The 12923-nt window shown below is 61.2% G+C and carries 12 protein-coding genes and 1 pseudogene; 3 read left to right on the plus strand and 10 right to left on the minus strand.

The window, feature by feature from the left end; all coding sequences use genetic code 11:
- Together AC04P6_RS07990 and rsfS are read left to right on the plus strand one after the other, a co-directional pair.
- Window positions 1–295 (plus strand): annotated as a pseudogene (locus AC04P6_RS07990) (23S rRNA (uracil(1939)-C(5))-methyltransferase RlmD); the annotation flags it as partial.
- 41 nt (window positions 296–336) lie between these two features.
- Window positions 337–753 carry a ribosome silencing factor gene (gene rsfS / locus AC04P6_RS07995; protein ID WP_475566092.1) on the plus strand — a complete coding sequence of 139 codons (417 nt, stop codon included), beginning with the start codon at window positions 337–339 and terminating at the stop codon, window positions 751–753.
- A gap of 81 nt (window positions 754–834) precedes the next feature.
- Here rsfS and yqeK read toward each other — a convergent pair whose 3' ends face one another.
- The 7 genes from yqeK to rplU form a co-directional block, all read right to left on the minus strand.
- Window positions 835–1632 (minus strand): bis(5'-nucleosyl)-tetraphosphatase (symmetrical) YqeK, encoded by a 798-nt coding sequence (gene yqeK, locus AC04P6_RS08000; protein WP_475566093.1) that lies wholly within the window; start codon window positions 1630–1632, stop codon window positions 835–837.
- 4 nt (window positions 1633–1636) lie between these two features.
- Window positions 1637–2323, minus strand: coding sequence for a nicotinate-nucleotide adenylyltransferase (gene nadD / locus AC04P6_RS08005; RefSeq protein WP_475566094.1), 687 nt, complete (start codon window positions 2321–2323; stop codon window positions 1637–1639).
- Window positions 2323–3585, minus strand: a complete 1263-nt coding sequence (locus tag AC04P6_RS08010; protein ID WP_475566095.1) for a glutamate-5-semialdehyde dehydrogenase — start codon at window positions 3583–3585, stop codon at window positions 2323–2325. The genes nadD and AC04P6_RS08010 overlap by 1 nt, the downstream gene beginning before the upstream one ends.
- 5 nt (window positions 3586–3590) lie before the next feature.
- On the minus strand, window positions 3591–4718 hold the full coding sequence (gene proB / locus AC04P6_RS08015; RefSeq protein WP_475566096.1) for a glutamate 5-kinase: 1128 nt from the start codon (window positions 4716–4718) through the stop codon (window positions 3591–3593).
- Window positions 4718–6112 carry a GTPase ObgE gene (obgE, locus tag AC04P6_RS08020; RefSeq protein ID WP_475566097.1) on the minus strand — a complete coding sequence of 465 codons (1395 nt, stop codon included), beginning with the start codon at window positions 6110–6112 and terminating at the stop codon, window positions 4718–4720. The genes proB and obgE overlap by 1 nt, the downstream gene beginning before the upstream one ends.
- 104 nt (window positions 6113–6216) lie before the next feature.
- The gene (gene rpmA / locus AC04P6_RS08025) at window positions 6217–6468 is read right to left on the minus strand and encodes a 50S ribosomal protein L27 (protein ID WP_475566098.1); all 252 of its coding nucleotides are present in this window, start codon (window positions 6466–6468) and stop codon (window positions 6217–6219) included.
- A gap of 21 nt (window positions 6469–6489) precedes the next feature.
- The gene (rplU, locus tag AC04P6_RS08030) at window positions 6490–6870 is read right to left on the minus strand and encodes a 50S ribosomal protein L21 (RefSeq protein WP_475566099.1); all 381 of its coding nucleotides are present in this window, start codon (window positions 6868–6870) and stop codon (window positions 6490–6492) included.
- A gap of 266 nt (window positions 6871–7136) precedes the next feature.
- On the opposite strand from rplU, the gene AC04P6_RS08035 reads away from it, so the two are divergent.
- Window positions 7137–7979, plus strand: a complete 843-nt coding sequence (locus AC04P6_RS08035; RefSeq protein ID WP_475566100.1) for a hypothetical protein — start codon at window positions 7137–7139, stop codon at window positions 7977–7979.
- An 83-nt stretch (window positions 7980–8062) separates the two neighbouring features.
- Here AC04P6_RS08035 and thrS read toward each other — a convergent pair whose 3' ends face one another.
- The 3 genes from thrS to AC04P6_RS08050 all read right to left on the minus strand — a co-directional run.
- Window positions 8063–9979, minus strand: a complete 1917-nt coding sequence (gene thrS, locus AC04P6_RS08040) for a threonine--tRNA ligase (protein WP_475566101.1) — start codon at window positions 9977–9979, stop codon at window positions 8063–8065.
- Window positions 9980–10078: 99 nt separating this feature from the next.
- The gene (locus AC04P6_RS08045; protein WP_475566102.1) at window positions 10079–10594 is read right to left on the minus strand and encodes a zinc ribbon domain-containing protein; all 516 of its coding nucleotides are present in this window, start codon (window positions 10592–10594) and stop codon (window positions 10079–10081) included.
- A gap of 78 nt (window positions 10595–10672) precedes the next feature.
- The coding region (locus AC04P6_RS08050; RefSeq protein ID WP_475566103.1) for a valine--tRNA ligase at window positions 10673–12923 on the minus strand (2251 nt) is incomplete at its 5' end.

Below are 12923 nucleotides of genomic sequence, written 5' to 3' on the forward strand. Positions count from 1 at the left end.
CCAGCTGTGGGTCGACGTCATCGGCGGCGACAGCGCGCGCGAGCTTCCCGCCATGGGGCACCTCGACGCCCTTCTGGTCGACCCTCCCCGCTCGGGGCTGGCGGATGGCGTAGCGCAGAGCATCGCGCAAGCGGGCCCCGCGCGTCTGGCGTACATCAGCTGCGACCCCAGCACATGGGCGCGCGACGTCGAGCGCCTGCAGAACGAGGGCTACCGCCTTGTGAAGGCCACGCCCGTCGACCTCTTCCCGCAGACGTACCACTGCGAAGTGGTAAGCATTTTCCATCGTGCTTGATGCGGTAGAATAACCATCAGTACCAATTGACGAGGAGAACAATGACTACATCCTACAACGTACGAGAAGCCGCCCTCGTAGCGGCGAAAGCGGCCGACGAGAAGAAGGCCACCGACATCATGGTCCAGGAAGTAGGCGAGCTCTCTTCCGTGGCCGATTACTTCGTCATCGCCACCGCGGCCAACAACCGCCAGGTAGACGCCATCATCGACGCCATCGAGGAAGACTGCCGCGAGAAAGTGGGCATCAAGCCCATCCATCGTGAGGGCATCGACGCCGGCACCTGGGCGCTGCTCGACTACGGCGATTTCGTCGTGCACGTGTTCCAGCCCGAGGCGCGCGATTTCTATCGCCTGGAAACCCTCTGGAACGACGCCCCCGTCATCGACCTGGCGGAAGCGGGCATCGTCGACGCGGAATACAGCGACCGCATCGCAAAGCTCATGGGTCGCGAATAACGCCCCAGCACATACGCGAAAAACGGGATGGCCGACGCGAAATCGGCCATCCCGTTTTGTTTGCCCAGTTGTTATGCGCGCCTAGAACTTCATCGTGCGTACGAAGCCATACTTCCACATGAGGGAGTTCCAGATGTCGACCGTTTCGGGATAGAGCTGGCGGTCGCGTTCCACCAGGAACGTGAAGGTGTACTTGAAGGCATCGAAGTAGAGCTGCTCGAGCGGCACCTTCCCCACTTCCTTGCGCAGGCGCTTGATGCCGCGCATATCGCCGAACGTGCGATTGGGCTCGATGATGTCGGCCACGTAGATGATGCAATCGAGCGGCGACATATCGGCCGCACCCGAGGTATGGCGCGCGATGGCCTGGAAGACCTCTTCGCCGAATTCGGGATACTCGAGGCGCAGGGCGGCAGCGGCCGTGGGGCCATGCAGGAGCCACGGCATGTTTTCGGCAATCTGCGGATCGAGGTCGACGCCCAGGTTCTGGGCGCGCTCGCGAATCTCGTAGACGCCCATGCCCTTGTCCCAGTCGTGCAGGATGCCCGCCATGCGCGCAACCTTGGGATTGTAGCCATACACCTTGGCGAGCTTCTTGGCGGCCTTCGCCACGCCCACCGAATGACGGTAGCGCTTCTTGCCAACGCGCCCTGCCAGCAGCGCCTTCATGCGCTTGTAGTTCTTCTTGCCGAAGACCTTCTTGGAAGCGGGCTTGTAGGGCAGGTCGCCACCGGAAAGCTCGAGGAGCTTCTCGCGCGTGAGTTCCTGGCGCTTGGCGGCCTTCTTCTTGGCCTTCTTCGCCTTCTTGGCGACGAGCTTCTTCTTCTCGAGCTTCTTCAGCTCTTTCTGGAGCTGCTTCTTGTTCTTCTTTTTGCCCATGTGGCTATTCCCCCAATCCAGCCGCGCGGTACAGCCCGCGATCCTGAATATACTGCCAAACATCCTGCGGGCAAAGATAGCGAATCGACTTACCTTGCCCCACCCATTCGCGCAGCATGCTCGACGAAACCGACAGTGCAGTCATCTCTAGATAGCTTACGTCATAATCACCATGTTCGGCTAGTGCCCTGCGATAATCGTCGGTCATGACGAATCCTGGTCGCGTGGCGGCGATAAGGTGCGCGAGCTTCGAAAGCCCCTCCGAATTGCGCCACTGGATGATGGAGAGCATGGCATCGGCGCCCGTGATGAAATAGAACTCGACGTTTTCGGGGTAATGCCGGCGCAGCTGGCGAAGCGTGTCGATGGTGTACGTATCGCCGCCGCGTTCGATTTCGATGGGGCTCACATCGAACGCGGGATTATCGGCGCAGGCCAAACGGCACATCTCGAGACGGTCGGCAGCGCTGGTGACCTTCTGGTGCTTCTTAAACACGGGCTGGCCCGCCGGAATGAACAGAACCGCATCGAGGTTGAAGGCATCGCGCGCCTGTTCGGCACATGCCAAATGCCCAATGTGGATGGGATCGAACGTGCCGCCCATGATGCCCAGGCGGTAGCGGCGCTGCGTGTCGACGGCGCCGCTTGGCAGCAACCCGAGCGAATCGAGGCTATCGCAGATGATGCTCACTAGCTTCTCACCTGGCCGGAGCCACGAAGGAGGTACTTGTACGTGGTAAGAGCCGCAAGGGCGAAGGGGCCGCGCGCGTGCAGCTTCTGCGTGGAGATGCCGATTTCGGCACCCAGGCCGAATTCCCCACCGTCGGTGAAACGCGTGGACGCGTTCCAATACACGGCAGCCGCATCGATGCTTGCGAGGAACTCCTCGGCGGCGGCTTCGTCGTTCGTGACGATGCATTCGGAATGACGCGTGCCGAAGCGGTTGATGTGCTCGATGGCCTCATCCAAGCCCGAAACGCACTTCACGGCGATTTCCAGATCGAGGTACTCCGTGGCCCAGTCATCTTCCGTCGCGGGAACGACCTTCAGCGGTTGGCCTTGCTCGATGAGCTCGTTGGCAATGGCAAGCGCCTGCTCGTCGGCATGGATGAGCACGTCGCGCTGCGCTAGCTGAGGAAGAACGACTGGCAGGACGTCCTGCGCGATGGACGCGTCGACGAGAAGCGATTCGATGGCGTTGCACACGCCCGGGCGCTGCGTCTTGGCATTCACGACAATATCGCGCACCATGTCCGCCGAAGCGGGTTCGTGCACGTAGACGTGGCAGTTGCCCACGCCCGTTTCGATGACGGGCACCGTGGCGTTGTTCACGCAATGCTGGATGAGGCCCGCACCGCCGCGCGGGATGAGCACGTCGACGATGCCGCGCATGCCCAGAAGCTCGTCGGTAGCCGAGCGATCCTTGGTTTCAACGGCGCAGATGCAATGCCTGGGCATGCCGGCGGAAACTGCGGCATCGTGCAGCAGATGGGCAAGATAGACGTTCGAATTGAACGCCATGCTTCCCCCACGCAGCACGCAGGCATTGCCCGTTTTCACGCAGATGCCCGCGGCGTCGGCCGTGACATTGGGGCGCGCCTCGTAGACCATGGCAACCACGCCCATCGACACGCTCACGCGCGTGAGGTTCACGCCCGATGCAAGCGTGCGTTCCTGCTGCACCTCGCCCAGAGGGTCGGGGAGCTGAGCAAGCGATTCGAGTCCGCTTGCCATGCCCTCGATGCGAGCGGGCATGAGCTCGAGGCGGTCGAGCAGCGGCTCGGCCGTTCCCGCTTCGCGGGCAGCCTGCATGTCGAGCGCATTGGCCTCGACGATTTCGTCTACATGACTGCGCAGCGCTTCCGCCATGGCGAACAGCGCGCCGTTACGCACTTCAAGCGATGCCTTGCCGCAGGCGACGCTCGCCTTCTTCGCGGCGAGAGCCACTTCCATTACGCTCATTCGAACACCACCAATTCATCTCGATGGACAATAGGAGACTCGGCAAGAGGGGCAAGCAGGCGATTCGACGCCATCTGCGCCTGGCTGAAGCCGCGTGCGAGCAGGATTTCGTCGCTGGAGGCAGACACCTTGCCGCGCGCGAACAGGTGACCGTGCGCGTCTTCGATATCGACGATATCGCCCGCGTCGAACGGACCCTTCGCGTCGGTAATGCCCACGCACAGGAGCGACGAGCCCTTCCCCACCAGGGCATCGCGCGCGCCATCGTCGACGACGAGCGTGCCCTTCGCGGAATCGCCCAAGGCGATCCAGAGCTTGTAATTCGTGATTTCATGCGGGACCCTGCGCGCTTCGAAGCACGTTCCCACCGATTCGCCGTTCGCGAGGCGCACGAGCGCACTGGGCTCGTGGCCATTGCACACGACAAGGGGAATGCCCGCAATCATGAGGACGCGTGCCGCGCGGATCTTGGTGACCATGCCGCCGCTTCCCACGGCGGAACCCACTCCGCCAGCAGAGGCGATGATTTCCTCGCTAATGAAATCGACGCGCTCGAGCTTGCGAGCCGAGGGATCGGTGCGAGGGTTAGCGGTGTAGAGGCCGTCGATGTCGGAGAAGATGACGCACATGTCGGCCTTCACGAGGCAGGCCACGAGCGCAGCGAGGGTGTCGTTATCGCCAAAGCGAATTTCCTCGACCGACGTGGTGTCGTTCTCGTTCACGACGGGCACGACGTTGTAGTCGAGCAACGCACGCAGCGTTTCGCGCGCGTGGATGTAGGCATGGCGGCTGGCCGTATCATGGCGCGTGAGCAACACGAGCGACGTAACCACGCCGCGCGCGCTGAATACTTCGTCGTACGCGCAGGCCAGAGCCCCTTGCCCAACCGAAGCGGCAGCCTGGAGGCTGGGCATGTCGGTGGGACGGGAATCGAGGCCCAGCACCTGCACGCCGCAGGCGATGGCCGCCGACGACACGATGATGGGCTTCCAGCCCGCTTCGCGGAGAGAAACGACCTGCTCGGCGAGTGAGCAAAGATACTCGCGATCGAGCACGCCCTTCTCGCCCACGAGCGTGGACGAACCGATTTTTACGACGATGACCTTTTCGCGAGCATGTTTCACTAGATGTCCAATCCCGCGTAGATGTCGTCGTGCATACGCGAGGACTCGAACTCGAAGGCGCGGCCCACGATGCGAATCTCGTCGCCATCGCGCGCGCCTGCCGCCTCGAGAGCGGCGTCGACGCCCAGGCGCTTCAGGCGATGCTGCAGGAAGGCGATGGCCTCCTCGTTTTCCCAGTCGCACTGAACGACCATGCGCTCGACCTGCGTGCCCACGACGCGGTAGACATCGGAGGACAGCTTGACGACCTCGTACTTCTGCTCGCGCGCCTGGCGCTTGCGCTCCCACACGTGATCGTAATGCGGCTCGGCTTCCGTGGCCTCGCGCGCAGCTTCGCGAATCGCATGAACGCGCGCGCCAATGGCAGCAGCCAGGGAATCGAGGCCCATGCCCGTAACGGCGCTGGTGAGATAGAGCTTCGGATCGATGGGGCTTTCCACGAACTCGTTGCCGCCCACGGCAGCAAGCGAATCGGCCTTCACGGCTTCGCGCAGGCGTTCCAGGTTGTCTTCGAACCCAGGCATGTCGACCTTGTTGGCCACAACGATGCGCGGACGCGAGGCAAACTCATCGGAATAGAGCTCGAGCTCGCGGTTGATGATGCGGTAATCCTCCACCGGGTCGCGACCCTCGAAGCCACCCGTGATATCGACCACGTGGACGATGATGGCGGTACGCTCGACATGGCGCAGGAATTCATGACCCAGGCCCTTGCCCTCGTGCGCGCCCTCGATGAGGCCGGGAACGTCGGCGATGACGTAGTCGTAATCGTCGCTGCGGACAACGCCCAGGTTGGGCTGGAGCGTGGTGAAGGGGTAATCGGCGATCTTGGGCTTCGCGGCGCTCACGCGGGAGATGATGGAGCTCTTGCCCGCGCTGGGCACGCCCACCAGAGCCGCGTCGGCCATGAGCTTCATCTCGAGCTCGATCCAGCCTTCATGCGCGGGTTCGCCCAGTTCGGCGAATGCGGGCGCACGACGCGTGGAGGTGACGAAGTGGATATTGCCGCGACCACCCACGCCGCCCTGCGCCACGACGACGGCATCGCCATCGTGCGTGAGGTCGGCGATGGTCTCGCCCACTTCCTTCGTTTCCTCGCTGTATTCGCGGACGATGGTACCCATGGGAACCTTCAGGATGAGGTCTTCCCCGTTCGCGCCATGCATGCGGCTACCCTTGCCGTGCGTGCCGCGCTGGGCCTTGAAATGATGCTTGAAGCGGTAGTCGATAAGCGAAGAGACGCTGCCATCGGCTTGGATGACCACGTTACCGCCACGACCGCCGTCGCCGCCATCGGGACCGCCCTTGGGAACATGGGCTTCTCGCCTGAAGCTCATGCAGCCAGCGCCGCCGTCGCCGCCTTTCACGTGGATATGTACCTTGTCTATGAACATATTCGTTTCGCCTGTCTATCGGCCTATACGTTACGTGCCATTCTAATGCAAAAGGGGCTCCCCACATTATGGGGAGCCCCGACACTACAGATTATGCGTTGGATTTACGCCTGCGGACGGACGTGAACCTTACGCTTGACGCCCTTCGTGTACTCGACGATGCCGTCGCACAGAGCGAACAGGGTGTCGTCCTTGCCACGACCGACGTTCTCGCCGGGATGGAAGTGCGTGCCGTGCTGGCGAACCAGAATGTTGCCGGTGATTACCTGCTCGCCGCCGAACTTCTTGCAGCCCAGACGCTGTGCGCGGGAATCGCGACCATTGCGAGTGGAACCGAGGCCTTTCTTATGTGCCATCTTACTTCAACTCCCTCGTTACTACTCAGCGTCTGCCGCGGCCTTTTCAGCCTTCTTGGCAGCAGCCTTCTTGGTGGTTTTCTTAGCAGCCTTTTCGCTGCCAACGGATTCGATCTGCACGCGAACCAGGTTCTGGCGATGACCGCGAAGCTTCTTGTAGTTCTTGCGCTTCTTGAACTTGAAGACGAGCTGCTTCTTGCCCTTGAACTGCTCGAGAACAACAGCCGTAACCTTCGTGGAAGCGGCCTTTTCGGAAACGGGCTCTACCTTATCGCCATCGACGATGCAGATGGCCTGGAGCTCTACCTTGCTGCCAGCTTCGGCATCAAGCTTTTCGACTTCGATGATGTCACCAGGGGCAACCTTGTACTGCTTGCCGCCAGTCTTAACGATTGCGTACATGTATATTTCTCCTTGAAAGTGTCAAAACGCAAGGCGTTAGTTTATCGGCGCAAAAACCGATAGTCAACGTCTTATTCAAGAAAATCCTGCACCTGCGCATAATACGCACACGTGTGCGCACGGGCGCGGATGGCTGCAATCGCGGTTGCGTGGATGCCGCAAAAGCAACTTATTTATAATACTTCCCCCACCCCGCCGATAACAATGAGAATGGAAACATATCCCGCTTTCCCATACAATCTAGATAGTTGAATAAGGGGGGCATCATGAATAGGGTCATTCGGGTAGTTGCAACCATACTCATCGCATCCACGCTCGCCGTGAGCATGTCGGCATGCGCCGCAAAGCAGGGCGACGACTCCGCCGCGAAGACGCAAACCGACACGAACGCACTTTCCCAAGATGGGAAAACCGAGACGAAGGCATCCACCATCACCGATGGCCCCACCGTGCGCGCGAAGATAGACGGCGCGCTGGCCGCGTCGTTCCAGAACGTCACGTGCTCCACCAGCACCGAAACCACCACCACGCTGGGACAGCTGCAGAGCAACGGCTCCTCGCAGACCACCGTGAAGATCGACGCATCGGGCGACCCCTGGCGCTACTACACGTCGTATTCGGTTCCCGGCGAAAACGACGAGCCCATCCAGCTCGAGATCTACATCCAGGGCGACGACGCCGTTGTGCTGGAAGGCGAAGCATCCATCGGCGTGAACGTGGGCGGAAACGAAATGCAGGCCCTCGTCACGCGTCCGGGCCTGTACTTGAACGCCGAATGGGTCGATGCGCTGCTCGACCGCGCGCAGAGCTGGCAGATGGAAGTGAACGACAAGGAAACGAAGGCCGCAGCGATGATCGAACCGCAGGCCATCGTAGATTTGGGACTCTTCGACACGAGCAGCTGGCCCCTCAATTCTGAAGCGCAGCTCGCCGCGCTCTCGTTCACCATCGACAACGACAACCACATCACGAACGCAACCATTTCCGTGGGCGTTACCGGAAGCGGTGCCCAGATGATCCTGAACCTGGTGAACGCCTACAGCGACTACAACACCACCGAGCTGGCCCCCACGCCCGAACCGCAGTACGTGGCCGCGCTAACCGAGTAGCCCACACTCGCAACAACAAGAAACGAAAAAGGGAGCGGCCGCGTGGCCGCTCCCCTGCTATATGGCGCTATGGGCGAATGAGCTTAGCGAATGCGCACCGCATCGATGAGGGAAACGAACTCGTCGACGGACATGGAGCCCTTGTCGCCTTCTTCGCGCGTACGCACGGAGACGGTGTTCTCCTCGACTTCCTTGTCGCCGATGACGAGCATGAAGGGCACCTTCTGGGCCTGGGCCTTAGCGATCTTCACGCGCATGGGCTCGTTCTGCTGGTACACGCTCACGCGGCCTTCGACTTTCTGAATGCGACGAGCGATTTCGTTCGCAGCATCCAGATGGCGGTCGGCGATGGGAATGATGACCACCTGCGTGGGCGCGAGCCACAGGGGCAGGTTGCCCGTGGTGTGCTCGATGAGAATGCCCAGGAAGCGCTCGATCGAACCGAACAGGGCGCGATGGAGCATCCAGGGGCGCTCCTCGGAGTTATCGGCCGTGCGATAGCTGATGTCGAAGCGCTCGGGCAGGTTGAAGTCGACCTGCACCGTGGAGCACTGCCACCAGCGGCCGATGGCGTCCTTCACCTTGATGTCGATCTTGGGACCGTAGAAGGCACCGTCGCCCTCGTTGATCTCGTACGAAATGCCGCGACGCTCGATGGCCTGGCGCAGGAAGCTTTCGGCCTTCTCCCACATCTCGTCGGTACCGATGGACTTCTCGGGACGCGTGGAGATTTCAGCCGTGTACTCGAAGCCGAACTCGCTCATGATGTTGTCGGCAAGGTCGAGGATGGCGCACACTTCGTCGACTACCTGGTCTTCACGGCAGAATACATGCGCGTCGTCCTGCGTGAAGCCGCGGGCACGCATGAGGCCGTGTACCGCGCCGGAAAGCTCGTGGCGGTACACCGTACCGAACTCGAAGAAGCGGATGGGCATCTCGCGGTAGGAGTGAATCGCGTTCTTGTAGAGCATGACGTGACCCGGGCAGTTCATGGGCTTTACGCCGTACTCGCTGAAGCGGGGCTCTTCCGCATCGCCTTCGTTGATCTGGAAGAAGTACATGTTGTCATGATAGTAGCCGTAGTGACCACTGGTCTTCCAAACGTCGGCCTTGTAGATGTGAGGCGTGATGACCTCTTCGTAACCACGGCGATACAGCTCGCGGCGCAGCCATTCCTGCAGCAGGCGGATGACGCGGGCGCCAGCAGGCAGATACATGGGCAGGCCAACGCCAGCCATGTCGTCCATCTGGTAGATGCCCAGTTCGCGGCCAAGCTTACGATGGTCGCGCTTTTCGGCCTCTTCCAGGTTCGTGAGGTACTCGGCCAGATCCTTCTTCTTGAAGAACGCCGTACCGTACACGCGCTGAAGCTGCTCGTTTTCGGCGTCGCCCTTCCAGTAGGCGCCTGCGACCTTCATGAGCTTGAAGGCGCCGATTACGCCAGCGCTGGGGATATGCGGGCCGCTGCACAGGTCGACGAAGCTGCCATGACGGTAGATGCTGATTTCGGCATCGGCGGGCAGGTCGTCGATATGCTCGGACTTGAACTTCTGGTTAGCGAAGATTTCCTTCGCCTGCTCGTGCGTGACGACCTCGCGCACGAAGGGCTCGTCGTTCGCGATGATTTCGGCCATCTTGGCTTCGATCTTCTCGAAGTCGCCCGAAGAAATGGACGCGTCGAGACCGAAGTCGTAGAAGAAGCCGTCGTCGGTCTGCGGGCCGAATGCAATCTGGGCACCCGGATAGAGAATCTGAACGGCTTCAGCCATGATATGGGCGCAGGAATGACGAAGGATTCCAAGAGCCTCGGGAGACTTGGCGGTGATGATTTCCACCAGAGCCTCGGGCGCAACGGCGGCGTTCAGATCGACGAGCTCGCCGTTGATCTTGCCCGCGATTGCGGCCTTCGCCAAGCCGGCGCCAATGGATGCCGCTACATCGGCAACCGTGGCCCCCTCCTGGATTTCCTTGTTCGTTCCGTCGGGTAGTACGATGTTCATATAACTTTCCTTTCGCCGGACGTAGACAAAACGTCTGCAAATACAAGGGCGCCCCGCATGATACGCAGGACGCCCAATTTACACTATGATATGCGGATATTAACCGCGAGCCTGCGTGGGATTGTGAGGACGCCCCTGAGAAGGCGTACCAGTAGTTCGACGTGCGCCCTGAGGACGACGACGCTGCTGACCCATGGGCTTTGCGCAATACGGGCATACCGACCACGAAGGGTCGAGTGCATGACCGCAGTTGGTGCAAAGGTTCTTCAGGCGCTGATGGCAATTCGGGCAGATGACGTAATCGGCTTCCACCGGATAGCCGCAGCTTGCGCATTCGCCATACTTCATGAGCTCGCGCTGCTTGAGCGCGATTTCAAGCTCCTGCTCGGAACGGTCGACGTCGAGCAGCGAGGGACGAAGGAGAACATATGCAAGAACGCCCAGACCGGGGACGAGGGCGACGATGGCCCAGATCCACCAGACAGCGCCACGCTGATATGCATCGCGGGCAACCCACACGACAACAAGCACGTACAGAATGACGAGCATGGCGATTACGGCCATGAACACGCCCTGCACCTGCGGCGTTATGAACTGTGAAAGCAATTCCTGCATAAACGTTTCCTTGTGTATAAACGATTGCACAACGGCCACCCCACAGGGCAACCGTTGTGCAATTATAGCAAACCGATGCTAGTTAAGTTCAGCAATCTGGCTTTCTACACGTTTCAACTGGTCGGCCAGGTCGGCGTGCTTGGCGCGGTCCTTCTCGATGATTTCGGGAGCGGCCTTCGCAAGGAAGCCGGGGTTCGAAAGCTTGCGCGCGAACTTCTCGATGTCCTTGGCAAGCGAGGCGCGCTGCTTTTCCAGACGTGCGCGCTCGGCTTCGAAGTCGACGTGACCGGAAAGGACCGTGTACACCTCGAGGCCCGTGCCCAGCGTGACGCTGGATTCCTCGGGCTTTTCGGCGCCGCAGCCCACGAACAGCGACTCGATGTTGCCCATGCCGCAGATGAGCTGCTCCTGCTGAGAGAGGAGCTCGGCGTCGGATTCGGCTTCCACCTTCACCGTAACGGAAAGCTCCTGCTTGGGCGAAATGCCATAGCGGGAACGCGTGGCGCGCACGGCGGAAACGACGTCGCACACCATGACCATGGCGCGCTCGGCCTGCTCGTCGCGGTACTTGGCCAGGCTTTCGGCCTCGGGCCATGCGCACGCGATGAGGTACGGGTCCTCCCCTTCCACCGGGAGCTCCTGGAAGATTTCCTCGGTGATGAAGGGCATGACGGGATGCAGCAGGCGCAGGGCGGTGTCGAGCACGAACACGAGGTTGCGCTGGCATGCCAGGCGGTCGGCGGCATCGCTGCCCTGCAGGCGGCTCTTCGAGAACTCGATGTACCAGTCGCAGAACTCGTTCCAGAAGAACGCGTACAGCTCGCGCGTGACATCGCTGAACTCGTAGGCGTCGAAGGACTCGTCGACGCGGGCAACCAGGCGCGCGAGGCGGCTGAAGATCCAGCGGTCGGCGGGCGTGGATACCTGGGGTTCGCCAGGCTCGAAGCCCTCGAGGTTCATCATGACGAAGCGGGCGGCGTTGCGAATCTTGTTCGAGAAGTTACGGCTGTTCTCGAGCTTGTTCTCGTTGAACTTCAGGTCCTGCGCACCCGTTACCTGCATGAGCAGGCCGAAGCGCATGCCGTCGGCACCGTAGTCTTCCATGAGCTTCAGCGGGTCGACGCCGTTGCCGCGGCTCTTGCTCATCGGCTTGCCGTCGGAGCCCATGACCGTGGGATAGATGATGACGTTCTGGAACGGGATGGCGCCCATGCAGTATTCGCTGGCCATGACCATGCGGGCAACCCAGAGGCCCATGATGTCGCGCGCCGTGGCGAGCACCTGCGTGGGGTACGCCTTCTGCAGCTCGGGAGCATGCGTTCCCTCGCGCGTCCAGCCCATCGTGGCGAAGGGCCACAGCTGGCTCGAGAACCAAGTGTCGAGCACGTCTTCATCTTGGCGAACGGCGGCGCCGCACTTCGGGCACTCGTGAATGTCCTCGACGCTGGCGTCTTCCCAGCCACATTCGTCGCAGTAGAACATCGGGATGCGATGGCCCCACCACAGCTGACGGGAAATGCACCAGTCCTTCAGGTTTTCCAGCCAATCGAGGTAGACCTGGCTCCAACGCGCGGGATGGAACGTGATTTCGCCGGATTCGACGGCCTTGGCCGCGGGCCCCTTCAGGCGGTCGACCGAGACGAACCACTGCTCGGACAGCCAGGGCTCGAGCTTGGTATGGCAGCGGTAGCAGGTCATGACGGAGTGGTCGTGGTCTTCCACGTGGTCGAGCAGGCCATGCTCCTCGAACCAGGCGACCACGGCTTCGCGCGCTTCGTCGCGCGTCATGCCGGTGAACTCGCCATAGCCTTCGACGACGTGAGCCGTCTCGTCGAAGATGTTGATCTTGGGAAGGTCGTGGCGCTCGCCCATGCCCCAGTCGTTCGGGTCGTGAGCAGGCGTGACCTTAACGAAGCCACTGCCAAACTCGGCATCGACGTAGTAGTCGCTGAAGATGGGGATCTCGCGGTCGACGATGGGCAGCTTCACCTTGGCGCCGACGAACTTCTGCTTGTCGGGGTCTTTCGGGGAAACGGCAACGCCCGTGTCGCCGAGCATGGTTTCGGGGCGCGTGGTGGCCACGATGATGTAGTCGAGACCGTCGATGGGCTCGACCAGCGGGTAGCGCAGGTGCCACAGATGGCCCGACTCCAAGTCGGATCGTAGCCATGTCGTTCTGTGAGCCAAGGAGTTGTGGAAGTGCCTTGTCTTCCTAAGACCGCTTGGCCTCCGACTTGTTTCGGGGCGCGTGGTGGCCACGATGATGTAGTCGAGACCGTCGATGGGCTCGACCAGCGGGTAGCGCAGGTGCCACAGATGGCCCGACTCC

Source organism: Denitrobacterium sp. (assembly GCF_056180635.1).

Excerpts from the sequence above, each read along its gene's own strand:
- rsfS (WP_475566092.1), top strand. The coding sequence starts at position 337 with ATGACTACATCCTACAACGTACGAGAAGCCGCCCTCGTAGCGGCGAAA.
- yqeK (WP_475566093.1), bottom strand. The coding sequence starts at position 1,632 with ATGGGCAAAAAGAAGAACAAGAAGCAGCTCCAGAAAGAGCTGAAGAAG.
- AC04P6_RS08010 (WP_475566095.1), bottom strand. The coding sequence starts at position 3,585 with ATGGAAGTGGCTCTCGCCGCGAAGAAGGCGAGCGTCGCCTGCGGCAAG.
- obgE (WP_475566097.1), bottom strand. The coding sequence starts at position 6,112 with ATGTTCATAGACAAGGTACATATCCACGTGAAAGGCGGCGACGGCGGC.
- rpmA (WP_475566098.1), bottom strand. The coding sequence starts at position 6,468 with ATGGCACATAAGAAAGGCCTCGGTTCCACTCGCAATGGTCGCGATTCC.
- rplU (WP_475566099.1), bottom strand. The coding sequence starts at position 6,870 with ATGTACGCAATCGTTAAGACTGGCGGCAAGCAGTACAAGGTTGCCCCT.
- AC04P6_RS08035 (WP_475566100.1), top strand. The coding sequence starts at position 7,137 with ATGAATAGGGTCATTCGGGTAGTTGCAACCATACTCATCGCATCCACG.
- thrS (WP_475566101.1), bottom strand. The coding sequence starts at position 9,979 with ATGAACATCGTACTACCCGACGGAACGAACAAGGAAATCCAGGAGGGG.
- AC04P6_RS08045 (WP_475566102.1), bottom strand. The coding sequence starts at position 10,594 with ATGCAGGAATTGCTTTCACAGTTCATAACGCCGCAGGTGCAGGGCGTG.